We start from the raw sequence: 25638 nt of genomic DNA, 5'->3' as shown, positions 1-25638 counted from the left end.
CATGAAAAGGGTGTCCTTGGTGGCACCCTTTTTCATGCCCGGCGATTGGGCTATTCTCGAGCTCTCCCGCGCCGCACCAGAGCCGGGTGCAGAGCAGGGAACCCTTGATGATCACCAGCAAGTTGCCGAATGTCGGCATCACTATCTTTACTCAGATGTCCCAGCTCGCGGCGCAGACCGGTGCGCTCAATCTGTCCCAGGGATTTCCCGATTTCGATGGCCCGCAGGCCCTGCGCGATGCGGTTGGCCGGCACATTGCCCAAGGCCATAACCAGTATTCGCCGATGACCGGCCTGCCGGCGCTACGCCAGCAGATCGCAGCGAAGATCGCCCGCAGCTACGGCGCCAACGTCGATGCCGATCAAGAGGTCACCGTGACCCCTGGCGCGACCCAGGCGATTTTCTGTGCCATCGCGGCGGTGGTCCACAGCGGTGACGAAGTGATCGTTTTCGATCCTAGCTATGACAGCTACGAGCCTTCCGTTCTATTGGCCGGTGGGCGCTGCGTGCACGTGCCATTGGGCCTGGATGACTTCGCCATCGACTTCGAGAAGCTCGGCGAAGCCCTGAGCCCGCGTACGCGCATGATCATCCTCAACTCGCCGCACAACCCCAGTGGTGCCCTGATCAGCCGCGCCGAACTGGATCAGTTGGCGACGCTGATTCGCGACCGTGACATCTACCTGGTCAGCGACGAGGTCTACGAACACTTGGTGTTCGACGGCGTCGCCCACGCCAGTGTCCTGGCCCACGAAGAACTGTACCGCCGCGCCTTCGTGGTCAGTTCGTTCGGCAAGACCTACCACGTCACCGGCTGGAAAACCGGCTACGTGGTGGCGCCAGCGGCCTTGACGGCGGAACTGCGCAAGGTACACCAGTACGTCAGCTTCTGCGGCGTGACGCCGTTGCAGTACGCCCTGGCCGACTACATGGCCGAACATCCGGAACACGTCAACGGACTGCCGGACTTCTACCAGGCCAAGCGTGACCTGTTCTGCGATCTGCTGGCCCCGTCACGGTTCAGCTTCAAGCGCGTGACCGGCACCTATTTCCAGTTGGTGGACTACTCGCAGATTCGCCCGGACCTGAATGACGTCGACATGGCCGTGTGGATGACCCGCGAGCATGGCGTGGCGACGATTCCGATCTCGGTGTTCTACCAGCACCCACCCCAAGGCCAGCGCCTGGTGCGCCTGTGCTTTGCCAAACGCGAGGAGACGCTGCGCGAAGCGGCGGAAAAACTATGCGTGATCTGAGCACGTTACCGGACCTCGACATTGCACTGGTCCAGACCACCCTGGCCTGGCACGACCGCCGGGCCAACCTTGAGCATTTCGAAGCGCTGCTTGAGCAGGCACGTGGGGCTGATCTGATCATCCTGCCAGAGATGTTCACCACGGGTTTCTCCATGGAATCCGAAACCCTGGCGGAGCCGGAGAACGGCCCGACGCGCCAATGGCTCAAGGCCCAGGCGGCGAAGCTGAACGCGGTGATTACCGGCAGTGTGATCATCCAGGCCGCGGACGGTAGCCATCGCAATCGCTTGCTCTGGGCGCGGCCGGATGGAGAAGTGTTGCATTACGACAAGCGCCATCTGTTTCGCATGGCGGGGGAACACAACCACTACACCCCGGGTGAGCGACAGGTGCTGTTCGAGCTCAAGGGCTGGCGGATTCGTCCGCTGATTTGCTACGACCTGCGCTTCCCGGTCTGGAGCCGCGACGCCGAGGACACCGACCTGCTGCTATACACCGCCAACTGGCCCGGGGCGCGGCGTCTGCACTGGAATCGGCTGTTGCCGGCCCGGGCGATCGAGAACCTGTGCTACGTGGCCGCGGTAAACCGTGTGGGTACCGACGGCAAGGGTTTCGCCTATACCGGTGACAGCCAGGTGCTGGATTTCCAGGGCGAGAGCTTGCTCAGCGCCGGTGAAGCGGATGGTGTGTTCAAGGTGTGCTTGAACGCAGCGGACCTGGCGGCGTATCGCACGCGGTTTCCGGCGAACCTGGATGCCGATCGCTTCGAATTCACGAATTGAAACGATTCAGCCTCAAGGAACAGTGTTGCATGCCGATAACCGGTCAGCCAAGGAGAAGTCCCTATGACCAGTATCAGCGCAACCACCGTAAATCCTTATCCATTGTCAGCCCCTAAAGTCTCCATCCGCGGGACTGAAGAAGAGAAAGCGGTCAGTCCAGTGGCATCGACTGACGCCGACGACAAAGACAAGACACTGCAGGTCGATACCCGCGGCGCGAATGTCGCCGGCGCTCCCGCCAGCGGCGGTGGGGACATCATCGAGCAACTGAAAAAGCAGATCGAGCAGGCCGAGAAACTGCTGGCCCAGCAGCAAGCCCAGTTGGCCCGGGTCCAGAAAAGCCAGGCCAACGAAGAGCAGAAGGCCCAGCAGGCCATGGCCATCCAGACCCAGATCATGGGTACCCAAGCGATGCTGCAAACCCTGCGGGCGTCGTTGTTGCAGGCCATGACCGTTTCTGTCGATACCCATGCCTGACATTTTGGTTGTCTGACAGGCCGCCATCGCGAGCAAGCTCGCTCCCACAGGGGGCACAGGATTTCGGCTCCACTGAAGATCCAGTGTGGAGAGCTTGCTCGCGATGAGGCCAGTACAGTCAGCACCCAACCATCAGCCAAACAAAAAGGCCCCAGGGTTCACACCCCAGGGCCTTTTTGCATTTCAGCTGTAGATCAGGCCGCCTTGGCTTCCGGCTGGCTCAACGAGCGGTTCAGCGCACTGAACAGGGCCTTGAAGCTAGCGGTAGTGATGTTCTCATCGATACCCACGCCATGCACCGCACGCTCGCCGTTGACTCGCAGTTCGATGTAGGCCGCCGCCTTGGCATTGGTGCCGGCGCCGATGGCGTGTTCGTTGTAGTCCATGATCTCCACCGGAATCGGCAGGCCGGCCACCAGGGCTTCCAGCGCGCCGTTGCCCTTGCCGCGCCAGTGCAGGTTGGTCTCGCCCTGGCCCTTGCTGGCCACTTCCACTTCTACGGCGCTGTTGCCGTTTTCTTCCTGCAGGCGATGGCTGACCAGTGCGTACGGAGTGTTGGCTTGCAGGTATTCACGCTGCAGCAAGGCGTGGATCTGCTGTGCAGTCATTTCCAGGCCCAGGCGATCGGTTTCGCGTTGTACCACCTGGCTGAACTCGATCTGCATGCGACGCGGCAGGCTGATGCCGTATTCCTGTTCCAGCAGGTAGGCGATACCGCCTTTGCCCGACTGGCTGTTGACGCGAATCACCGCCTCGTAGCTGCGACCGATGTCGGCCGGGTCGATTGGCAGGTATGGCACTTCCCACAGACCGTCCGATTTCTGCTGGGCGAAGCCCTTGCGGATGGCATCCTGGTGCGAGCCGGAGAACGCGGTATGAACCAGGTCGCCAACGTACGGATGACGCGGGTGCACCGGAATCTGGTTGCATTCCTCGACCACTTTGCGCACGCCGTCGATGTCGGAGAAGTCCAGCTCAGGGTTGATGCCTTGGGTGTAGAGGTTCAGCGCCACGGTCACCAGGTCGACGTTACCGGTGCGTTCGCCGTTGCCGAACAGGCAGCCTTCGACACGGTCGGCGCCGGCCATCAGGCCCAGCTCGGTAGCGGCCACGCCGGTGCCACGGTCGTTGTGGGTGTGCAGGCTGATGAGCACGCTGTCACGCCGGGTGATATTGCGGTGGAACCACTCGATCTGGTCGGCGTAGATGTTCGGGGTGGCGACTTCCACGGTAGCGGGCAGGTTGAGGATCACCTTGCGTTCGGGCGTCGGGTTCCAGACTTCGATCACCGCGTCGCAGACTTCCTTGGCGAACTCCAACTCAGTGGCGCTGAAGGTTTCTGGCGAGTATTCGAACTGCCACTGGGTTTCCGGTTGCTGGGCGGCGTATTTGACGAACAGCTTGGCCGCGTTCACCGCGATTTCCTTCACGCCTTCCTTGTCCTGGTTGAACACGATGCGGCGGAACGACGGGCAGGTGGCGTTGTACAGGTGGACGATGGCTTTTTTCGCGCCGCGCAGGGATTCGAACGTACGGGCGATCAGGTCTTCACGGGCCTGGGTCAGCACTTGGATGGTGGTGTCGTCCGGGATGTGGCCTTCTTCGATGAGGGTGCGCACGAAGTCGAAGTCGGTTTGCGAAGCGGCTGGGAACGATGCTTCGATTTCCTTCACGCCCACCGCGACGAGGGTTTTCCAGAAACGCAGTTTCTTGACCGCGTCCATCGGCTCGATCAGCGACTGGTTGCCGTCGCGCAGGTCGGAGCTGCACCAGATCGGCGCGGCGGTAATGGTCTTCGACGGCCAGGTGCGATCCGGCAGGTTGATGGTCGGGAAGGCGCGGTATTTGGAAGACGGGTCTTTGAGCATGCTCATGGGGAAATCCTTATTGTCGTGGCCGGAAAAAGGCGGCCTGCCGGTGGTTCGAATGGGGTGGCTTGAAGCCTGGACGAGATGCCGCGATTCAGCCTGGCAGTCGTGCGCTGACGAGGCACAGGCTGCGGTGCTGGCGAAGCTGAATGAGGGTGTGAGAGGTTTTCATGCCTTCAACCCTAACCGCGTGAGGGAAGGATCGCAAGCAGTCGGAAAAAATTGAGATAAGTTCTGCTTTGGGGAGGTTTTGCGAGATTTAATCGCGAGTTTTTCGGGAATTTGTAGTTTTATTGCGTCGATGTTTGTGGCTCGGCAATTCAGGAAGAGGCGGTGCTACTGCCGGCCCCATCCCGAGCAAGCTCGGCTCCCACAGGGTAGCTCGGTACTTGTGAAAGAGTGCTGTACCTGTGGGAGTAGGTACTTTTAAGAACAGCGCTGTACCTGTGGGAGCCGAGCTTGCTCGCGATGAGGCCAGTAGCCCTGGCACACATCTCAGGGCTGAAACGCACCGATGAAAATCGCCGGATCCACCCGCGCATCGTTCAGGCTGATGTTCCAGTGCATGTGCGGCCCGGTCGCGCGGCCGGTGGCGCCGACCTTGCCCACCACGACGCCCCGGGCCAGTTGCTGGCCGACCTTCACATCGATCTTCGACATGTGGCAGAACATGCTGATGAAGCCTTGGCCATGGTCGACGAACACGGTGTTGCCATTGAAGAAGTAATTACCGGTGAGGATCACCTTGCCGGCGGCCGGGGTCTTGATCGGCGTGCCGGCGGGCACGGCGAAGTCCAGGCCGGCGTGGGGGTTGCGTTCTTCGCCGTTGAAGAAGCGGCGCACGCCGAACTTGCTCGACAGCGGGCCGTTGACCGGTTTGTCCAGCAACAGGTTGCTGGGGATGTTCGGGCTGAAGCTGCGGTAGGCCTTCAGTTGCACCGCCAGCTCGGCATCGATGCGCTTGAGGTCCGCCGGGTTCGGGTTGACCTGGCGCTTGTTCTTCAGGGTGATGTGTTGTTCGGGGTACTTCTTGTAGCCGACCACGAACGGCTGGGTGCCGCCGCCACTGCTGATCTGTTGCGTGCCGGGCTGCACCGTCAGCGGGATGCCGACAATCGCCAGCCAGTTGTCCTGTTCTTTGACCACCAGCACTGGCTTGCCCTGGTAACTGGCTTTCGGTGCCTTGGCGGCGCTGCCCAGGTCCACCACGGCCACGCCGCCGGGCACCGGTTTGTTCAGCAGGCGGGTGATGTAACTGTCGGCATGGGCGTTGAAGGCCAGGCACAGCAAGAGCAAAGGGGCGAGATATCGCGGCATGAATCAATCCAGTAAAGAAAGGGTGACCGGCGTGAGGTGATTGTCTTCGACCCGTACCAGCAGCTCACCTTCGCCAAGGCGGGCGGTCAGGCGCTGGCCGGTCTGGGTTTGCCCGGCACTGCGGATCGCCTGGCCGCGTTCGTCGAGCAGAATGCTGTAGCCGCGGCCGAGGGTCGCCAGGGGGCTGACGATGTGCAGCGTCTGCATCTGGTTGTGCAGCTGCACGCGTCGCGCTTTCAGGCCTTCGCGCATCGCCCGGGGCAGGCGTTCGGCGAGGCTGTCCAGGCGCTGGCGTAGCAACGCCAGGTGCCGGCCCGGATGTTGCCCGGCCAGGCGGGTTTCCAGGCGGATCAAGCGTTCGCGGCGGGTATTGAGGCTGCGCTCGAAGGCCCGGCGCAGGCGCATGTCCAGATCGTCGAGGCGCTGGGCTTGCTGGCGCAGGCGTTCGCCGGGGTGGCGCAGGCGTCGGGTCAGGCCTTCGAGGCGCAGTTGATCGCGCATCAGGCGGTCGCGCATGCGCATCACCAGCCGGCGATGCAGGCTTTCGACCCGGCGCACCAGGTCGCCAGCATCCGGTGCCAGCAGTTCGGCGGCGGCGGACGGGGTCGGGGCGCGTACGTCGGCGACGAAATCGCTGATGGACACATCGGTTTCATGGCCCACGGCGCTGACGATCGGCGTGACGCAGGCATCCACCGCCCGGGCCACGGCTTCTTCGTTGAAGCACCACAAGTCTTCCAGCGAACCGCCGCCCCGGGCCAGGATCAGCGCATCGAAACCACGGGCGTCGGCCAGCTTCAGGGCGCGGACGATTTGTGCGGTGGCTTCGCGCCCTTGCACGGCGGTGGGGATCAGGGTCAGGGCGATCTGCGGCGCGCGGCGGCGGAAGACACTGATGATGTCGCGGATCACCGCGCCGGTGGGCGAACTGATGATGCCGATGCGTTGCGGATGAGCCGGCAGCGGCACCTTGCGTTCGGCACTGAACAGGCCCTCGGCGCTGAGTTTTTCCTTCAAGGCATCGAAGGCCAGGCGCAGGGCGCCATCGCCGGCTGGCTCGACGGTGTCGAGGATCAGTTGATAATCGCCACGGCCTTCGAACAGCGAGACCTTGCCGCGCACTTTCACCGCCAACCCGTCTTTCAAGGCCTGGCGCACCCGCGCGGCGTTCTGCCGGAACAACGCGCAACGCACCTGGGCACCGCTGTCCTTGAGGGTGAAGTACACGTGGCCGGAGGCCGGGCGGGCGAGGTTGGAGATTTCGCCCTCGACCCAGATGTTGCTGAACACGTCTTCGAGCAACACCCGCGCACGGCCGTTGAGCTGGCTGACAGTCAGGACCTCACGGTCCAGGCCCAGTCGGGCAAAGGGATCTTTAATCATGGGCGGCATGATAAGGGGATTCGCCAATGGTGTGCAGACAATTAGACCGGGTTGCCTGCATCGCGAGCAAGCTCGCACACAGGGGATCTATGTCGCACTGAAGATCAAATGTGGGAGCGAGCTTGCTCGCGATAGCGACAGGCCTGTCACCACAAATGCTGGATATGCCATGACACAACTGGCTAAAGTCGCCGCTCTCCTCATCAAGGAAGTGCCGGATGAATCTTCTCCCATGGTTGGGCCAGTGGGCATTTGCCCCCACGCAATGGCTGGTGATCGGCTCGGCCATTGCCCTGGCCTACATCGTCTTCGGCATTGCCGGGTTCGGCACGGCGCTGGTGGCCGCGCCCATCCTGCTGCTGTTCATGCCCCTGTCGAAAATCGTCCCGCTGCTGGTCTTGTTGGATTTTGTCGCGGCCTTTGGCAACTTGCTGCCATCGCGTCGGGACGTGTCCCGGCCGGAGCTGCTGCGGTTGTTGCCGTGCATGGCATTGGGCTGCACCCTCGGGGTGATTTTCCTGCTCAACCTCAAGTCCGACCTGTTGTTGCTGCTGATGGGGGTGTTCATCAGTTGCTATGCGATCTACAGCCTGCTGATCAAGACCCGGCCGACACAGTTGTCGGCGCTGTGGGCGGTTCCGATGGGTACGGTGGGCGGGATGTTCGGCGCGTTGTTTGGCAGTGGCGGCTTTTTATATGCCATCTACCTGAACAGTCGCTTGCCCAAGGACCCGGCCCGAGCCACGCAAAGTGCCCTGATCAGTTGCAGCACCGTGGTGCGCCTGAGCCTGTTTATCGTGGCCGGGGTCTATGCCGAGCTACCCTTGTTGGTACTGGCGCTGTGTTTGTTGCCGGCCATGGCGCTGGGGTTGTGGGTAGGGCGTCGCTTGACCATGAAAATGTCGCGAGAAGCATTCGTGCGGCTGGTCACCTGGCTGGTGCTTGCCAGCGGCCTCGCGTTGATCGGGCGCTACCTGAGTGCTTGACCTGGCCCCGCCAGGGATTAAGCTGCCGGCCTTTGATCAGACCCTGCCAGGGAAACAGCCAGGCCTCGCCATGAACTCGCAAAGCATCATCGTTCCGAAAATTTCCACCCTGCCGGTCCACGAGCCCCGGGCCCGGGCGATCGTGCGCTGGCTGGTGCGCAAGAATATCGTCGAAGAACAACTGACCACCTGCGGGCGCACCGGCAATCGCATGGCCCACGCCATCGCCCCCGGTGCTCGCGAGGTGGTCCTGCATCCCGAAGCCTTGCCGTTCGGTGAAGCGATCAATGGCCTGGAGATCATCACCAAGCGCTGCATCTATACACCGGCCAAGGGCTTTCTCGAAGAAGCCGGTTGCGCCGAGTGCCGCAAGGAAGTCGGCGAAGCGCTGTTCGAAAGCCTGGAAGACTGGATGCCGGCGCGCACCGACAACTTCACTTGCCCTGAATGCGGTCATGAAGACGACATCAATGGCTTCCTGTTCCTGCAGCCCTGCGGGTTTTCCAACCTGGGGTTCATTTTCAACAATTGGCTGGAGGCGGGGTTCAAGCAGGACTTTCTCGATGAATTCGCCGACTGGCTCGATCAGCCGGTGAGTTGGGTGAGGGTGGAGTTGTAGATAAGCGCACTGGAGACTGCTTTTGTGGCGAGGGGATTTATCCCCGCTGGGGCGCGAAGCGGCCCTAAACCCAGGCTATGCGGTACATCAGGTATATGAGTCGACTGCTTTGGGACTGCTGCGCAGTCCAGCGGGGATAAATCCCCTCGCCACAGGATCAGGAGTGCTCCAGAGATTGTAGTGATTAGCTCCGTCAATCACCCCGGCAATAATAGACAGAGTTTTACATTGAGCCAGACGGGGTCCATGAGTATAATGGCGCGCTTCCATTTTCCCGCTCGGGAGCCCCCGCGATGCTGCGTATCAGCCAAGAAGCTCTGACCTTCGACGACATTCTCCTAGTGCCCGGTTATTCCGAAGTACTGCCTAACGAAGTCAGTCTCAAAACCCGTCTCACCCGTGGCATCGAACTGAATATCCCCCTGGTTTCCGCCGCCATGGACACCGTGACCGAAGCCCGTCTGGCCATTGCCATGGCCCAGGAAGGCGGTATCGGTATCATCCACAAGAACATGACCATCGAACAGCAGGCCGCCGAAGTGCGCAAGGTCAAGCGGTTCGAGGCTGGCGTGGTCAAGGATCCGATCACCATCGAGGCTGACGCCACGGTCCGGGATCTGTTCGAACTGACCCGTATGCACAACATCTCCGGCGTTCCGGTGCTGCACGATGGCGACCTGGTCGGCATCGTCACCTCCCGCGACGTGCGTTTCGAGAACCGCCTGGATGCCACCGTCCGCCAAGTGATGACGCCTAAAGAGCGCCTGGTCACGGTCAAGGAAGGCACCAACAAGGACGAAGTCCGCGAGTTGCTGCACAAGCACCGTATCGAGCGCGTGCTGATCGTCGACGACAAATTCGCCCTCAAGGGCATGATGACCGTCAACGACATCGAAAAAGCCAAGGCCTACCCGCTGGCCAGCAAGGACGACCAAGGTCGTCTGCGCGTCGGCGCGGCGGTCGGCACCGGCAAGGACACCGGTGATCGCGTCGCGGCCCTGGTCAGTGCCGGTGTTGACGTGGTGGTGGTCGACACCGCCCACGGCCACTCCAAAGGCGTGATCGACCGCGTTCGCTGGGTCAAGCAGAATTTCCCTGACGTGCAGGTGATCGGTGGCAATATCGCCACTGGCGCTGCGGCCAAGGCCTTGGCCGAAGCCGGCGCCGACGCGGTCAAGGTCGGTATCGGCCCTGGCTCGATCTGCACCACCCGTATCGTTGCCGGTGTCGGCGTGCCGCAGATCAGCGCCATCGCCAACGTCGCCGCCGCCCTTGAAGGCACGGGCGTGCCGTTGATCGCCGACGGCGGTATCCGCTTCTCCGGTGACCTGTCCAAGGCCATCGTCGCCGGTGCCTCCTGCGTGATGATGGGGTCGATGTTTGCCGGTACCGAAGAAGCACCGGGCGAGATCGAACTGTTCCAGGGCCGTAGCTACAAGGCTTATCGCGGCATGGGTTCGCTGGGTGCCATGTCCCAGGCCCAGGGCTCTTCCGACCGTTACTTCCAGGACTCCTCCGCGGGTGCCGAGAAGCTGGTACCGGAAGGCATCGAAGGTCGCGTGCCATACAAAGGCACCCTGAGCGCCATCATCCATCAACTGATGGGCGGCCTGCGTTCTTCCATGGGCTACACCGGCAGCGCCAACATCGAAGAGATGCGCACCAAGCCGGAATTCGTCCGGATCACCGGTGCCGGTATGGCCGAGTCCCATGTCCACGACGTACAGATCACCAAGGAAGCGCCGAACTACCGCGTAGGTTAAGGCTTCCAGCAAAACGTTAATCACCGGGGCTGTTCATTCAGCCCCGAGTTGTTTCTGATTCACTACATGAGAATGAGTCATGGCCCTCGACATTCACGCTCACCGCATCCTGATCCTCGACTTCGGTTCCCAGTACACCCAGCTGATCGCCCGCCGCGTGCGTGAAATCGGTGTGTACTGCGAATTGCATCCGTTCGACATGGATGACGAAGCGATTCGCGAATTCGCGCCTAAAGGCGTGATTCTCGCCGGCGGCCCCGAGTCCGTGCACGAAGCCGACAGCCCGCGCTGCCCGCAAGCCGTGTTCGACCTGGGTGTACCGGTCTTTGGTATCTGCTACGGCATGCAGACCATGGCCGAACAGCTGGGCGGCAAGGTAGAAGGCTCCGACCTGCGTGAGTTCGGTTATGCCCGCGTTGACGTCGTCGGCAAGAGCCGCCTGCTGGACGGCATCGAAGACCACGTCGACGCCGACGGCCTGTTCGGCCTGGACGTGTGGATGAGCCACGGTGACAAAGTCACCAAGATGCCGGAAGACTTCCACATCCTGGCCAGCACCCCGAGCTGCCCGATTGCCGGCATGTTCAACGATGATCGCCGTTACTACGGCGTGCAGTTCCACCCTGAAGTGACCCACACCAAGCAGGGCGGCCGCATCCTGTCGCGCTTCATCCTCGACATCTGCGGTTGCGAAGCCCTGTGGACCCCGTCGAAAATCGCTGAAGACGCCATCGCCCAGGTGCGCGCCCAGGTCGGTACCGATAACGTGCTGCTGGGCCTGTCCGGCGGTGTGGACTCCTCGGTGGTCGCTGCGCTACTGCACAAGGCCATTGGCGATCAACTGACCTGTGTCTTCGTCGACAACGGCCTGCTGCGTCTGCACGAAGGCGAGCAAGTGATGGCCATGTTCGCCGAGAACATGGGCGTCAAGGTGATCCGCGCCAACGCCGAAGAGCAGTTCCTGAACAACCTGGCCGGCGAGTCCGACCCGGAGAAGAAGCGCAAGATCATCGGCCGCACCTTCATCGACGTGTTCGATGCCGAATCCTGCAAGCTGGACAACATCAAGTACCTGGCCCAGGGCACCATCTATCCCGACGTGATCGAGTCGGCCGGCGCCAAGAGCGGCAAGGCCCACGTGATCAAGTCCCACCACAACGTCGGTGGCCTGCCGGAAGAGATGAACCTCAAGCTGGTCGAGCCGCTGCGCGAACTGTTCAAGGACGAGGTTCGTCGCCTCGGCCTGGAGCTGGGCCTGCCCTACGACATGGTCTACCGCCACCCATTCCCGGGCCCGGGCCTGGGCGTGCGGATCCTCGGTGAAGTGAAGAAGGAATACGCCGACCTGCTGCGTCGCGCCGACCACATCTTCATCGAAGAACTGCGCAAGGCCGACTGGTACCACAAGGTCAGCCAGGCGTTCGTGGTGTTCCAACCGGTGAAATCCGTCGGCGTGGTCGGTGATGGCCGTCGTTACGCCTGGGTCGTGGCCCTGCGTGCCGTGGAAACCATCGACTTCATGACCGCTCGCTGGGCACACCTGCCATACGAGCTGCTGGAAACCGTTTCCGGGCGGATCATCAACGAAATCGAAGGCATCTCCCGCGTGACGTATGACGTGTCGAGCAAGCCGCCGGCGACGATTGAGTGGGAGTGAAGGGAGGTCTCTAGAGGCCATCTCCAGCTATCTTGAAATCGATGCAACGTCGATTCCGTAGTCGGACAGAGGAAGGGTGCATGTTCAGCCCCTTCCTCAGCTCTGACGAGCTGGATTGCAGGCAATAATCGCTTTTGTTCGTTTCTCTTGTTTTCTAATTGTTTTTGTCTGATCTTAAGCATCAATTAACAAGATTAGGCGTCTCGCATCATTTTTGAATCCCTGAAAAGCCTTCTTGTCCGCAGAGGTCCCTTATGATCGATTTGCCCGCCGATCCCATAGGCGCCAGCTGGCTGGCCCGACTCTATGGCGTGCTGCCGCTGGGGAGACTGCCTGTGACGAGCCAGGCGGGCGGGCGACGCGCAACCCAGATCAACGATGGTTTTAGTCTGGAAACCTATCCCGAGGCGATGCGACCGGATGCAAAGCCTGCCGCGCATCTGCAGTTCCACCTACGGCATGAAGTCCCCCATCTGGAGTTCCTGGCCCGTCTTTTCGAGCGGACGGGGCCTGATTTCGTCCAAGCCTGGGTCGCGGCCGAGCCTACCGGGCAGTATGCGCGTCGCGCTGCGTTTCTGTATGAATGGCTGACCCGGGACACCCTGGTCGTACCCGAGCGTCTGGGGGGCAACTACGTCGATGCCATCGACGAAGCCAAGCTGGTTTCGGCATCGCGGGACCGGGTGGTCAAGGTGCAGCGCTGGCGGGTGAATGACAATCTGGCCGGTACGCGCGAATTCTGCCCCTGCGTAGTCAAGACTGAGGCGATGATGCGTGCGGCCAGTCTGGACATTCCACGTTTGTTCGGTGAGTTGACGGACGAGTTCGGCGAGGATCTGCTGATACGATCGGCGGTCTGGATGACGTTACGCGAAAGCAAGGCCAGTTTCGCCATCGAAGGCGAGGCTGACCGGGTAGGGCGAGTACAACGTTTTGCCGACGTGATGGCGCGCCGCACCGGACAAGGTCTGGTGCCATTGAGCAACGCTGCACTGGCGGAGTTGCAGCGGGAAATTCTCGGTGATCGGACGACGATCGCCCACTTCGGCGTGCGCCAGTCACCGGTTTTCGTCGGCGAAACGGTGCGCTACCAGGAGGTCGTACACTACGTCGCCCCTGCGGCCGATGAAATCGGCGCGATGCTTGAAGGGCTGAGGGTGTTCCTCGAAAGGACGCAAGGCCAGTCGTCGGTGATGCGCAGCGCAGTTGCAGCCTTTGGTTTCGTCTATATCCATCCACTCGCTGATGGTAACGGCCGTGTGCACCGGTTTTTGGTCAACGACGTACTGCGACGCGACGGCGTAATCCCGGATCCTGTGATTCTGCCGATCTCTGCGGTTATTACAGATGACGTAGGCGAGCGTCGCGGCTATGACCGAGTGCTGGACCAGGTGTCCAGGCCGCTTATGCAGGCTGTACGCGAGCGAGTAGTCTTCGAGTCCAGACAGACGACCTATCCAGATGGTGTCGTGTCGAACTTCTCTTTTCAGGGCGCTGACCAAGCCCGACCGCTGTGGCGTTATCCGGATCTCGGACCTCATACCGTGTTTCTGGCCAATATCATTGGCCGGACTTTGACCGAGCAGATGCGCGAAGAGTCTCGTTATCTGCGCAGCCATGCGCGTGCCCGCGCGATGCTGAAGGAGGTGGTCGAGATGCCCGACCAACAGGCGGATCGGGTGCTGCGCTCAATTGAGCAGAATCGCGGCGAGTTGAGCAATGTGCTTGCCAAGGAAATGCCCGTGCTGCAACAGGTCGGGGTCTGGGCCGAAATCGTTGATGCCGTTTCGCGGGCGTTCGAGGAGAACGGCGGAGCGGGTGCTACTGTGATTGATCGATATCGCCCGGGAAAGCCCGTCGACCGTTGAAGCCGTTCATGCAATTTCCGTCCTCCTAGGGGAGGTTCTTCTGCCAGTCGGTTTCCCCGTCACGTTTCGCTACGACTACCGCCTCCGCGGGCACCGAGCTGCGTTTATCATCGGGCGGTATACTTGCGGGTATCGCACTGGCACTTGAGTTCACTCGGGATGCGCCTGATGCGGTTAAGGCAGTGCTTAGTGCGCTGGGCGACGTTCGCCGCGCGGTGCCATCGGCCAGACTGATCGAGGTAGCGCCTGATTTAGTCGGGCTGACCGACGTAGCCGAGATCGTCGGTGTATCTCGGCAAAACATGCGCAAGCTGATGTTGGCTCATCCGGGCAGCTTCCCGACGCCCGTGCACGAGGGGAGTGCGTCTATCTGGCACTTGGCAGACGTTCTGAGCTGGCTCCAGGCCAAGGGCAGCTATTCGCTTGCCAAGAGCGTTTTGGATGTGGCCCAGGTGGCGTTGCAGGTCAACGTTGCGAAAGAAGGCCGACGGTTACCGGGCATGGCTTCCAAAGAGCTGGAAGCTTTGGTTGGGTGACAATCCTGTGGCGTCGCTGAGCTGGGATTCCTCACGACTTCAGCGCCGCGCCACGTCCGAAAAATAAAACTTATCCAGGGTATGCCGTGATTCGGTGTACTCGAACTGTCGGCCGTCCTGGAGAAAGGTCTGGTTGCTGACCACGATGACGTGGCTCTGGCCGTCGAGGTCCAGGTGTTGCTGGTCGTCCTTGCCGCAGCGAATCGCTTCGATGGTGCGCTGGGCATAGGCGATTTGCAGCTGCAGGGTCTGTTCGATGAAGGCGTAGATCGAGCGCTCGGCGATGTCGCGGGTCAGGCCGGGGATCACGTCGCTGACGAAATGGTTGATGTCCAGGATCACCCGTTTGCCGTCGATTCGCCGTACCCGCTTGATGCGCGTCACCTGGCTGCCGGCGGGTGCCTTGATGTGCTCGAGCAGGGCGCCTTCCAACGGCAGTTGAGTGAACTCGACCACATCAGTGCTGACATCGTCGCCCAGGCGCGGGTAGGTCTCCTGGAAGCTGACGATGCCGCCGAGCTGGAATTCGATGGGGGAGGTCGACAGCACGAAGGTGCCCTTGCCGTGGATCTTCTGGGCAAAACCACGTTCCTGAAGCTGTTCGATCGCCTTGCGCACGGTGCCGCGACTGGCCTGGTAGCTGTCCATCAGTTCGGTTTCCGAAGGCAAGCGGGCGCCACGCTCCAGGCGTTCGGTGGTAATGCTGGTCAGCAGATCGTTGTAGATCCGGTTGTATTTACTCATGGAGAGGGCTCTGTACCGCGCTGTTCACCGGGGCGGAACCTTAAGGGCCAAGTGGGGGATTTGTCCATTCGACTGTCATTATTTGATGAGAGGAGCGTAGGACGTTTCCCGTTTTGTCATGGGTATCATAAACAATTTCAAAACTCGTCTGTACGAGTTGTTGATTTAACTCGTACAGACGAGTACTTTCGCTTCCACGTGCTGTCGACTCTCAATAACAAGAATGACGCGGAAGAAAAAAGCATGAGCCACGATTACTCCAAAATCGCCAGTGAGCTGCTGCAAAGCCTCGGTGGCGTCGACAATATCGAGCAGGCCGCCCATTGCGTGACGCGCCTGCGCCTGTCCCTCAAGGATGCCGCCCGGGTGAACAGCGCCACGCTGAACCAGATTGATCTGGTCAAGGGATCGTTTTTTACCGGTGGGCTGTTTCAGGTGGTCATCGGGCCGGGCGAAGTGGAAAAGGTCTACGCCGCCCTGCGGGAACTGACTGGCCTTGCGGCCGCAACCATTGCCGACGTCAAGCGCCAGGGCGCGCAGAAGGGAAACGGCATGCAGCGCCTGGTACGGGTGCTTTCCGACGTGTTCATGCCGATCCTGCCCGCCTTGGTGATCGCCGGTCTGTTGATGGGCGTCAACAACCTGCTGGGGGCCAAGGGCATGTTCATTGCCGGCCAGACGTTGCTCGATGCGTATCCCAACCTGGACGGTGTCTGGAGCCTGATCAACCTGATGGCCAACACCTCCTTCGTCTTTCTTCCGGCCCTGGTAGGTTGGTCGGCGGCCAAGCGTTTTGGCGGCAGTGAAATCCTCGGCATCGTGCTGGGCCTGATGCTGGTCCACCCGGACCTGCTCAACGCCTGGAACTACGGCAAGGCCGTGGCGGGGCTGGACGGCCAGAGCCTGCCCTATTTCGATATCTTCGGCTGGTTCCGGATCGAAAAAGTCGGCTATCAGGGGCAGATCCTGCCGATCCTGCTGGCGGCCTATGTCATGAGCGTGATCGAGAAATGGTTGCGTGCCAGGGTGCCCAATGCGATCCAACTGCTGGTGATACCCATCACCACCATCGTGGTCACCGGAGTGCTGGCCCTCGCCATCATCGGTCCGGTCACCCGGCACCTGGGGATCCTGATCACCGAGGGTATGGTGGCGCTGTTCGACCTGGCGCCGGTGATCGGCGGGGCGATCTTTGGCCTTCTCTATGCGCCGCTGGTGGTCACCGGCATGCACCACATGTTCCTGGCAGTGGACCTTCAGTTGATCTCGACCCAGGGCGGGACCTTTATCTGGCCGATGATCGTCATGTCCAACCTGGCCCAGGGCAGTGCGGCGCTGGCGGTGTTCTACATGACCCGCAATGCCCGGGACAAGAGCATGGCGTCCACCTCGGCGATTTCCGCTTACTTCGGCATCACGGAGCCGGCGATGTTCGGGGTCAACCTGCGTTACAAGTTCCCCTTTTATTGCGCCCTGGCCGGCTCGGCCCTGGGCTGTATTTTCCTCTCGTTGAACAAGATCAAGGCCTCGGCCATTGGCGTGGGAGGCTTGCCGGGTTTCATCTCGATCGTTCCCGACGCCATACCCATGTTCGTGATCGGCATGGCCATCGCCATGAGCGTGCCCTTTGCCCTGACCTGTGCATTGAGCATGAAGATCGTCCGGCCGGGGTATCGCGTCGCCTGACACTCGTGGGATCCGGGCTGGCCCGCGATGAGGCCTCCCGGTTCGGTACCCAACAGACTGAAGGAATCTCGCCATGCAAGACTGGCAACGTTCAGTGATCTACCAGATTTATCCGAAGAGTTTCTACAGCCATGGTGGCCAGGCCACCGGCGATTTGCTGGGCGTCGTGGACAAGCTCGACTACCTGCACTGGCTGGGTGTGGATTACCTGTGGCTCACCCCGTTCCTGCGTTCGCCGCAACGGGACAATGGCTACGACATCAGCGATTACTACGCCATTGACCCCAGCTACGGCACCATGGCCGATTGTGAATTGCTGATCGCCGAAGCCCACAGTCGCGGTATCAAGCTGATGCTCGATATCGTGGTCAACCACACCTCTATCGAGCATCCCTGGTTCCAGGCCGCTCGCAGCAGCCTCGACAACCCGTATCGCGATTTCTACGTCTGGCGCGACCAGCCCAACAGTTGGGAATCCAAATTCGGTGGTTCTGCCTGGGAGTACGAAGCACAGACCGGCCAGTATTACCTGCACCTGTTCGACCACACCCAGGCCGATCTGAATTGGGACAACCCGCGGGTGCGCGCCGAAGTGTTCAAGATGATGCGCTTCTGGCGGGACAAGGGGGTGGGGGGCTTCCGTCTCGATGTGATCAACTTGATCTCCAAGCCGGCCGACTTTCCTGACGATCACACCGATGGCCGCCGCTTCTATACCGATGGCCCCAACGTACACCGCTATCTGCAGGAAATGCATCGGGAAGTCTTCGAAGGTTTCGACCTGATCAACGTTGGCGAGATGTCGTCCACCAGCCTTGAACACTGCGTTCGCTATTCGTGCCCGGACTCACGGGAGTTGTCGATGACCTTCAATTTCCATCACTTGAAGGTGGATTATCCGAACCTGCAAAAGTGGGTGCGGGCCGACTTCGATTTTTTCCAGCTCAAGCGCATCCTGTCCGACTGGCAGACCGGCATGCAAGCCGGTGGCGGCTGGAACGCACTGTTCTGGTGTAACCATGATCAGCCGCGGGTGGTGTCGCGCTTCGGGCATGACGGAGAATATCGGGTGGTCTCGGCGAAGATGCTCGCCACTGCGCTGCACTTTCTGCAGGGCACGCCTTTCGTATACCAGGGCGAGGAGCTGGGAATGACCAATCCGGGCTTCGATCACATCGATCAATACCGCGATGTGGAAACCCTGAACATCTATCGCCTCAAGCGCAACGCCGGCATGCCTGAAGCCGAGGCCATGGGGCCGATCATGCAAAAGTCCCGTGACAACGGGCGTACGCCGATGCAATGGAATGCCGGGCCGAACGCGGGTTTCAGCCGTGCCGAACCCTGGATCGACGTACCCGCCAACGCGGCCTTCATCAATGTCGAGCAGCAACTGCAAGACCCGACCTCGGTACTGCATTACTACCGTCGCTTGATTGCCCTGCGTCGCAGCGAGGCCTTGATCCAGGACGGGGTCTATCGCCTGCTGCTGCCCGAGCATCCCCAGGTGTGGGCGTACCTGCGCGAAGGGCAGGGCGAGCGCCTGCTGGTGGTCAGCCACTTTTACGATGGCGACTGCGAAGTCCAGTTGCCGGAAGGAATTCTCTGCGCCGACACGAAGCAACGATGGGTGATCGGCAACTACGACCGCCAACACCGTGAGCGACGATTGTTCCTACGCCCCTACGAGTCGTTCGTGCTGCACCTGAGCGACTGAACAAACGTCATTTCTGACCCAGGCATCGCCTGATAGCGACCACGTTGCGCTCGACGCACCGTGTGCCTTTTGTCGCCCATTCGCTGGCAGGCGAAGGGAGATTGAAGTGCATCAAAAAACAATAAAAAAGAAGGAGCGGCATATGAAAACAACAATAAATCGTGGTCTTGCAGTGTCTTGTATTTGCCTGGCATTGCCATTCCCCGCCCAGGCGCTGGAGTTCTCCGGCTACCTGCGCAGTGGCGTCGGCAGTGCCACCAATGGCCGCTCCCAATCCTGTTTCCAGTTGCCCGGGGCGCAAAGCAAATATCGATTGGGCAACGAGTGCGAACAATATGGCGAACTGGAGCTGCGCCAGGACCTTTTCACCCTCGACGACGGTTCGGTGCTGAGCGTGGATGGCATGGCTTCGTTGTATAACCGCTACGACCGCACGCCGACCTTCCAGGGCGAAAACGGCGCGGCGCGGATGCCGCAGATGTATGCCCAGTGGTCGAACATGCCCAGCCTGAACGGAGGCTCGCTATGGGCCGGTCGGCGTTACTACAAGCGTAACGACATCCATATTTCCGATTTCTACTACTGGAACCAGAGCGCCACTGGGGCCGGAATCGAGGATGTGTTGATCGGCGGGCTGAAATACAGCTACGCCTTTTCGCGCAAGGACAACCTGTACCAGAAAGACCCGGTCAACCGGCATGACTTCAACGTGGGCGGCTTCGATACCAATCCCGGTGGCGAGCTGGAGTTCGGGGTGAGTCTCATCGACCGGGCGAGCCGGCGCGATGCCCATCGCGGTTGGGCCTTGACCGCCCAGCATGTGCAGCAGGACTTCCTTGGCGGCAAGAATAAACTGGCCTTGCAATATGGGGAGGGGCCCGGCACCGGACTGGGTTATACCGGCGATACCGGACTGGACGACAGCAACAAGAGCTATCGTCTGGTGGAGTTTTTCGATTGGCAGATCACGCCGCGTTTCGGCGGGCAAGTACAGGCGGTGTACCAGAAAGACATTCGTCCTGACGGCGTCGATCAGGACTGGCTGTCGTTGGGGGTTCGCCCGGCCTACGCCATCACCGATCAGTTCAAGTTGGTGACCGAACTGGGCCATGACCAAGTGCAGGCCAGCGATGGAACACGCAAGCTGAGCAAATTCACCTTTGCCCCTACCTGGTCGCCCAAGGGCCCGGAATTCTGGGCTCGCCCGGAAATACGACTGTATTACACCTACGCCAGCTGGAACGCGGCGGCCCAGCGCGCAGCCAATGAACTGGCGGCCGGTTCGGCGCTGTCCGACACCGGTGCATTTGGCGGCACGCGGCATGGTTCCAACGTGGGCGTGCAGGTTGAGTACTGGTGGAAATGACCCGTGTGACGCGGGTCGGTGGATGCGCTCTGCCCGCGATGCGAAAAGAACAGACAGCAGCAGGTGAAGTCATGAACACAACGCAACCTTTGCAATTGCTCGCACCGTTGTCCGGGGTCTTGATGCCCCTGGACAAGGTGCCGGACCCGGTCTTCTCCGATCGTGTCGTGGGGGATGGAATCTGTATCGATCCGACGTCGCAGACCCTTTGTGCGCCGCTCTCCGGTGTCGTCGGCACGCTCCAGGACAGCGCCCACGCAGTGAGTGTCACCAGTGACAACGGTGTTCAGGTGTTGATGCACATCGGCCTGGATACGGTGAACCTGGCGGGCAAGGGCTTTACCTCGCGGGTTGAAATGGGGCAACGAGTGGAGGCGGGCCAGCCGCTGATCGATTTCGATGCTGATTACATTGCCTTGCACGCGCGCAGTCTGTTGACGCTGATGTTGGTGGTCAGCGGCGAAGCCTTCACCTTGATTCCGGCCCAGTCGTCCTGCGTGGAAAGCGGTCAGCCGTTGCTGCAGGTGAGTCAAGGAACGCAAGGGCAGGACGCGCAGACGCAACAGGGCTCGGTGCTGTTTTCCAAGCCGCTGATCCTGCCGAATGACAGCGGTCTGCATGCGCGTCCCGCTGCGGTGTTCGCCCAGGCGGCAAAAGGCTTTGATGCGAACATCTGCCTGCACAAGCAGCAGGCCAGCGCCAACGGCAAATCCCTGGTGGCGATCATGGCGTTGCAGACGGTCAAGGGCGACAGTTTGCAGCTCAGTGCCGCCGGTCCACAGGCCGAACAGGCGCTCGAGGCGTTGACGCAACTGTTGCTGGCGGGCTGCGGCGAATCCGTCCAGGCGCAGCCGACGCCAGAAGTGCCCGTGTGCGTCGAATCGCCCGCGCCTGAGCGCTGGCATGGCGTGTGTGCCTCGCCGGGCTCGGTGTCGGGGGTGGTGGTGCAGGTCGCGACCCAGGCGTTGGAAGTGCAAGAGCCAGGCGCGGGAATCGAAACCGAGCAGGCCCTCCTGGACCAGGCGTTGAACCAGGCGAGCCAGGCATTGAAGGCGTTGCAGAGCGAGAGTGCAGGCAGTGTCCAGGCCCAGATTTTTGCCGCGCATCAGGAGTTGCTGGAAGACCCCACCTTGCTGGAGCAGGCTCGGGATCTGATCGTCGAAGGCAAGAGCGCGGCCTTTGCCTGGAAAACCGCAACCGAGTCGACCGCCACGCAGTTCCAGCAATCGGGCAATGCCTTGCTGGCCGAGCGCGCGATGGATCTGGCCGATGTCGGGCATCGGGTCCTCAAGCTGATCCTCGGCGTGCAGGACCACACCTGGGACCTGCCCGAGCAGTCGATCCTGGTGGCCGCGCAACTGACGCCGTCCCAGACCGCGAGCCTGGACACCACGCGAATCGCCGGTTTCGTCACGGTGGGTGGCGGTGCTACCAGCCATGTGGCGATCCTGGCCCGTGCGCTGGGCCTGCCGTCGTTGTGTGGCGTGCCTGAGCAGGCATTGACCATTGCCAACGGCACCCCGGTGTTGCTGGATGCCGACAGCGGCGAACTGCATTTGAATCCAGACCCGGCGCGGATCGAGCAACTCCAGGCCTCCCGTGACCGACAGTTGCGACGGCAGCGGCGTGACCTCGAACAATCGGCCCTCGCGGCCCGTACCCTTGATGGTCATCGAGTCGAGATCACTGCCAATGTCGGCTCGCTTCGGGACGTGGAGCAGGCCATGACCCTGGGGGGCGAAGGGGTGGGGCTGTTGCGCTCCGAACTGCTTTACCTGGATCGCGCGCACCCACCTGGCCATGACGAGCAAGCGGCCTTGTACAGTGCCGTCGCCCGGGCCCTGGGGGTTGAGCGAAATCTGGTGGTGCGTACCCTGGACGTGGGCGGAGACAAGCCGCTGGCCTATGTGCCGATGGCCCACGAGGCCAATCCGTTTCTGGGCATGCGTGGTATTCGCCTGTGCCTGGAGCGACCGCAGTTATTGCGTGAACAGTTCCGGGCAATCCTCGCCTGTTCGGGGCTGACGCGGCTGCACATCATGCTGCCAATGGTCACGCAGTTGTCGGAATTGCGGCTGGCGCGGCAGATGTTGGACGAAGAGGTGCGCAACCTGGGCCTGTCGCAAGCGCCGAAGCTGGGCATCATGATCGAAGTCCCGGCGGCGGCCCTGATGGCCGACCTGTTTGCTTCCGAAGTGGATTTCTTCTCCATCGGGACCAACGACTTGACCCAGTACACCCTGGCCATGGACCGCGACCACCCGCGCTTGGCCAGCCAGGCCGATGGACTGCATCCGTCGGTATTGCGCCTGATCGCCCGGACAGTCGAGGCCGCTCACGCCCATGGCAAATGGGTCGGAGTATGTGGCGCGCTGGCATCGGAAACCTTGGCGGTACCGGTGTTGCTGGGGCTTGGCGTGGATGAGCTATCGGTCAGCGTGCCGCTGATTCCGGCCATCAAGGCCTGCGTGCGTGAATGGGATCTGAGTGAATGCCGCACGCTGGCCCAACAGGCCTTGGCCCAGGAAAGCGCCGAGCAGGTGCGCGACCTCTTGCGTATTCATTCACCCACGGCCAATCCGGCCCCCCTGGCCATGGAGCATTGAACATGTTCGACAAACTGCAACAGGCATTCTGGAAAGCCCTGACCCCGGACCTGGTACCGGAAGAGCCCAGGCCAGCGGCAGCGGTTGATGAACTGTCACCGGCCATCGTTGCCGCGCTGGGTGGCGCGGATAACCTCAAGCACCATCAACCCGTAGCGCTGACGCGGCTGCGGGTGGAGTTGCGGGATGTGGCCCGGATCGACCGGACGGGGCTGAGCGCGGCCGGGGTGGCCGGGGTGATGACACTGGAGAACGGCGTGGTGCATCTGATTACGGGCTTGCCGGCCTGAACCGCCAGATGTCTGAAGGTATCGGTTGACGGGGTATACACCGGGGAGCGTTCTATACTCACGGGCATCCAGTTACGGCAACCCGCCGCAATAAGGAGCCCGCCATGAACGACACCCAGCGGCTCGCCGCCTTGCGCATCGTCTTGATTGTGGTCGGTCTGATCGCCATCTTCGCGATCGGGCCGCTGATGCTCCTGTGGCCGTCCGGCTGGACGTGGCACAGCGGCCATTCCCAGTACCCGCTGATGATCGTCGGCATCTACGCGACACTCGGTGTGTTCTTGCTGATGGCGTCGCGCGATCCGATGAAACATTTGAGCCTGATCTGGTTCACCGTGTGGTCGAGCGTCGTGCACGGCGCGATCATGGCCGTGCAGTCCTTCGGCGTCGATATGGACGGGACAAGCCACGTTGGCCATCTGCTGGGCGACGTACCCGCGTTGTTCATCGTTGCGGCGGCGTTGGCTTTCTTCACGCCGCGGCGCAGCAATGCGTAACCAGCGAATGGACTGATCCTGCCGAAAAGGCTTGCTTCGATGTGCACAAAGAATGCCCTGTGGATAACTTTCCCCAGGGCATTTTCATTTTGTTTTTTTCATTTTCGCTGGCCTTACCGTTTCTCATCTGCGGGTGTATCGTATTCGCCTTTTGCGGACCCACCGGTTCGCGCGGATTCAATAGGTGGTTGCGTTCATGTCCTTTACCCGTCGCCAAATACTCGGTGGCCTGGCCGGTCTTGTTGTCGTTGGCGTAGGCGCGGGGGGCGCATCGCGGTATTGGCTGGGCAAGCGCGCCGATGCCGAGGCTGGTCACGACTATGAACTGATCGCCGCACCGCTGGACGTGGAACTGGTGGCCGGGCACAAGACCCAGGCCTGGGCGTTTGGCCCCTCGGCGCCGGGCACCGAACTGCGGGTGCGCCAGGGCGAGTGGTTGCGGGTGCGTTTCATCAATCATCTGCCGGTCGCCACCACCATTCACTGGCACGGTATTCGTTTGCCGCTGGAGATGGACGGCGTGCCGTATGTCTCGCAACTGCCGGTGCTGCCGGGCGAGTATTTCGACTACAAATTCCGCGTGCCGGACGCCGGCAGTTACTGGTATCACCCCCACGTCAACAGCAGCGAAGAGCTCGGGCGTGGGCTGGTGGGACCATTGATCATCGAAGAGCGTGAGCCGACTGGCTTCAAGTATGAACAGACCCTGAGCCTCAAGAGCTGGCATGTGGACGAACAAGGCCAGTTCGTGGAGTTCAGTATTCCCCGTGAGGCGGCGCGTGGCGGCACGGCCGGGCGGCTGGCGACCATCAACGGTGTGCCGCAGGCGGTGATCGACCTGCCGGCCGGGCAGATCACCCGGGTGCGTTTGCTCAACCTCGACAACACCCTGACTTACCGTATCAACATCCCAGGCGTTGAAGCGCAGATCTATGCGTTGGACGGCAACCCCATCGAACCGCGCCCGCTGGGCAAGGAATACTGGCTTGGCCCGGGCATGCGCATTTGCCTGGCGATCAAGGCGCCGCCGGCCGGGGAAGAGCTGTCGTTGCGCAATGGCCCGGTGCGCCTGGGAACCTTGCGCTCGGTGCCCAACAGTGACGCACCGACCCAGTGGCCGCCGGCACTGCCAGCCAACCCGGTGTCCGAGCCGGACCTGGCCAATGCCGAAAAACTCAACTTCAATTTCGAATGGGTCGGCTCGGTGTCGGTCAATGTCGACAACGGCAAGCCGCCAAGCCTGTGGCAGATCAACGGCAAGGCCTGGGACATCACCGACAAGACCTGCGCCGACCGGCCGATCGCCACGCTGAAGAAAGGCCAGAGCTACATTTTCGAATTGAAGAACATGACCCAGTACCAGCACCCGATCCATTTGCACGGCATGAGCTTCAAGGTGATCGCGTCGAACCGGCACAAGGTCGTGCCGTATTTCACCGACACTTACCTGCTGGGCAAGAACGAGCGGGCGCAGGTGGCGCTGGTGGCGGATAATCCGGGTGTGTGGATGTTCCACTGCCATGTGATCGACCACATGGAAACCGGCCTGATGGCCGCCATCGAGGTGGCGTGATGCGTCAGATTCGCCCTGCCAAAATCATCGACCGTAGCCGCGACCAGGACTTCATGCGCGAAGCCCTGGCCCTCGCCGCTCAAGGCGCCGCCCTGGGCGAAGTGCCCGTGGGCGCGGTGCTGGTGCAGGACGGCGAGATCATCGGACGCGGCTTCAACTGCCCGATCAGTGGCCACGACCCCAGTGCCCACGCGGAAATGGTCGCCATCCGCGCCGCCGCCCAGGCGGTGAGCAACTATCGCCTGCCCGGCAGCACCCTCTATGTGACGCTGGAACCCTGCAGCATGTGCGCTGGCCTCATCGTCCATTCGCGTATCGCCCGGGTCGTCTACGGCGCCCTGGAGCCCAAGGCTGGCATCGTGCAGAGCCAGGGGCAGTTCTTCAGCCAGGGTTTCCTGAACCATCGGGTGATGTTCGAGGGCGGGGTGTTGGCCGAGGAGTGCAGCGCGGTGTTGAGCGAGTTCTTCAAGGCCCGAAGAGCCAAATCGCAAGATTGAACACACAACCCCGTGGCGAGGGAGCTTGCTCCCGCTGGGCCGCGAAGCGGCCCTAGAACCCGGCGACGCGGTGGATCAGGGTGATTGAGTGAGCTTGAGAGGGGGCTGCTGCGCAGCCCAGCGGGAGCAAGCTCCCTCGCCACAAAAGCC

At 61.5% G+C, this 25638-nt stretch carries 20 protein-coding genes and 1 pseudogene; 17 read left to right on the top strand and 4 right to left on the bottom strand.

Features of this window, described 5'->3' with window-relative positions; all coding sequences use genetic code 11:
- Nucleotides 1–107: 107 nt before the first annotated feature.
- From BM300_RS23160 to BM300_RS23150, 3 genes are all read left to right on the top strand, one after another.
- Complete coding sequence (locus BM300_RS23160) at nt 108–1256, top strand: pyridoxal phosphate-dependent aminotransferase (protein WP_063322846.1); 1149 nt, start codon at nt 108–110, stop codon at nt 1254–1256.
- Entirely contained in the window at nt 1244–2038 is a 795-nt protein-coding gene (locus BM300_RS23155; protein WP_092464140.1) for an amidohydrolase, read from the top strand. Before BM300_RS23160 ends, BM300_RS23155 begins: the two co-directional genes overlap by 13 nt.
- A gap of 63 nt (nt 2039–2101) precedes the next feature.
- Nucleotides 2102–2515: a hypothetical protein gene (locus BM300_RS23150; protein ID WP_063322844.1), complete on the top strand. Its 414-nt coding sequence runs from the start codon at nt 2102–2104 to the stop codon at nt 2513–2515.
- Nucleotides 2516–2709: 194 nt separating this feature from the next.
- On the opposite strand, the gene leuA is transcribed toward BM300_RS23150, so the two are convergent.
- The 3 genes from leuA to xseA form a co-directional block, all read right to left on the bottom strand.
- A complete protein-coding gene (gene leuA, locus BM300_RS23145) occupies nt 2710–4389 on the bottom strand; it encodes a 2-isopropylmalate synthase (protein WP_003198029.1) in 1680 nt (559 codons plus the stop codon).
- A gap of 489 nt (nt 4390–4878) precedes the next feature.
- A complete protein-coding gene (locus BM300_RS23135; RefSeq protein ID WP_092464138.1) occupies nt 4879–5700 on the bottom strand; it encodes a peptidoglycan DD-metalloendopeptidase family protein in 822 nt (273 codons plus the stop codon).
- Between the two features lie 3 nt (nt 5701–5703).
- Nucleotides 5704–7083, bottom strand: coding sequence for an exodeoxyribonuclease VII large subunit (xseA, locus tag BM300_RS23130; protein WP_092144302.1), 1380 nt, complete (start codon nt 7081–7083; stop codon nt 5704–5706).
- A gap of 218 nt (nt 7084–7301) precedes the next feature.
- On the opposite strand from xseA, the gene BM300_RS23125 reads away from it, so the two are divergent.
- The 6 genes and pseudogenes from BM300_RS23125 to BM300_RS23100 form a co-directional block, all read left to right on the top strand.
- Nucleotides 7302–8069, top strand: a complete 768-nt coding sequence (locus BM300_RS23125; protein WP_063322840.1) for a sulfite exporter TauE/SafE family protein — start codon at nt 7302–7304, stop codon at nt 8067–8069.
- Between the two features lie 70 nt (nt 8070–8139).
- Nucleotides 8140–8688, top strand: a complete 549-nt coding sequence (locus BM300_RS23120) for a sugar ABC transporter ATPase (RefSeq protein WP_092223370.1) — start codon at nt 8140–8142, stop codon at nt 8686–8688.
- 293 nt (nt 8689–8981) lie between these two features.
- Nucleotides 8982–10451 carry an IMP dehydrogenase gene (guaB, locus tag BM300_RS23115; RefSeq protein ID WP_092143865.1) on the top strand — a complete coding sequence of 490 codons (1470 nt, stop codon included), beginning with the start codon at nt 8982–8984 and terminating at the stop codon, nt 10449–10451.
- Nucleotides 10452–10530: 79 nt separating this feature from the next.
- Nucleotides 10531–12108, top strand: coding sequence for a glutamine-hydrolyzing GMP synthase (gene guaA / locus BM300_RS23110; protein WP_045155136.1), 1578 nt, complete (start codon nt 10531–10533; stop codon nt 12106–12108).
- Nucleotides 12109–12362: 254 nt separating this feature from the next.
- Nucleotides 12363–13976 carry a Fic family protein gene (locus BM300_RS23105; protein ID WP_092143868.1) on the top strand — a complete coding sequence of 538 codons (1614 nt, stop codon included), beginning with the start codon at nt 12363–12365 and terminating at the stop codon, nt 13974–13976.
- 137 nt (nt 13977–14113) lie between these two features.
- Nucleotides 14114–14512, top strand: a pseudogene (locus BM300_RS23100) (helix-turn-helix transcriptional regulator); the annotation flags it as partial.
- Nucleotides 14513–14551: 39 nt separating this feature from the next.
- Here BM300_RS23100 and treR read toward each other — a convergent pair.
- Nucleotides 14552–15256: a trehalose operon repressor gene (gene treR, locus BM300_RS23095; RefSeq protein ID WP_092143871.1), complete on the bottom strand. Its 705-nt coding sequence runs from the start codon at nt 15254–15256 to the stop codon at nt 14552–14554.
- 243 nt (nt 15257–15499) lie between these two features.
- On the opposite strand from treR, the gene treP reads away from it, so the two are divergent.
- The 8 genes from treP to tadA all read left to right on the top strand — a co-directional run bounded on the left by treP (nt 15500) and on the right by tadA (nt 25488).
- A complete protein-coding gene (treP, locus tag BM300_RS23090; RefSeq protein WP_092143874.1) occupies nt 15500–16942 on the top strand; it encodes a PTS system trehalose-specific EIIBC component in 1443 nt (480 codons plus the stop codon).
- Nucleotides 16943–17015: 73 nt separating this feature from the next.
- Complete coding sequence (treC, locus tag BM300_RS23085) at nt 17016–18659, top strand: alpha,alpha-phosphotrehalase (RefSeq protein ID WP_092143877.1); 1644 nt, start codon at nt 17016–17018, stop codon at nt 18657–18659.
- Nucleotides 18660–18801: 142 nt separating this feature from the next.
- The gene (locus tag BM300_RS23080) at nt 18802–20025 is read left to right on the top strand and encodes a maltoporin (RefSeq protein WP_092143880.1); all 1224 of its coding nucleotides are present in this window, start codon (nt 18802–18804) and stop codon (nt 20023–20025) included.
- Between the two features lie 71 nt (nt 20026–20096).
- Entirely contained in the window at nt 20097–22631 is a 2535-nt protein-coding gene (gene ptsP, locus BM300_RS23075; protein ID WP_092143883.1) for a phosphoenolpyruvate--protein phosphotransferase, read from the top strand.
- Between the two features lie 2 nt (nt 22632–22633).
- Complete coding sequence (locus BM300_RS23070; RefSeq protein ID WP_092143886.1) at nt 22634–22921, top strand: PTS sugar transporter subunit IIB; 288 nt, start codon at nt 22634–22636, stop codon at nt 22919–22921.
- Nucleotides 22922–23025: 104 nt separating this feature from the next.
- Complete coding sequence (locus tag BM300_RS23065; protein ID WP_092143889.1) at nt 23026–23418, top strand: DUF6632 domain-containing protein; 393 nt, start codon at nt 23026–23028, stop codon at nt 23416–23418.
- 196 nt (nt 23419–23614) lie between these two features.
- Nucleotides 23615–24991 carry a multicopper oxidase family protein gene (locus tag BM300_RS23060; RefSeq protein WP_092464136.1) on the top strand — a complete coding sequence of 459 codons (1377 nt, stop codon included), beginning with the start codon at nt 23615–23617 and terminating at the stop codon, nt 24989–24991.
- Nucleotides 24991–25488, top strand: coding sequence for a tRNA adenosine(34) deaminase TadA (gene tadA / locus BM300_RS23055; protein WP_092223304.1), 498 nt, complete (start codon nt 24991–24993; stop codon nt 25486–25488). The genes BM300_RS23060 and tadA overlap by 1 nt, the downstream gene beginning before the upstream one ends.
- Nucleotides 25489–25638 lie beyond the last annotated feature (150 nt).

It is taken from the genome of Pseudomonas sp. NFACC46-3 (genome assembly GCF_900114515.1).
GTDB classification, from domain to species: domain Bacteria; phylum Pseudomonadota; class Gammaproteobacteria; order Pseudomonadales; family Pseudomonadaceae; genus Aquipseudomonas; species Aquipseudomonas fluorescens_Q.
The sequence above is the reverse complement of the archived record's forward strand: the minus strand, read 5'-3'. Positions and strand labels throughout refer to the sequence as shown.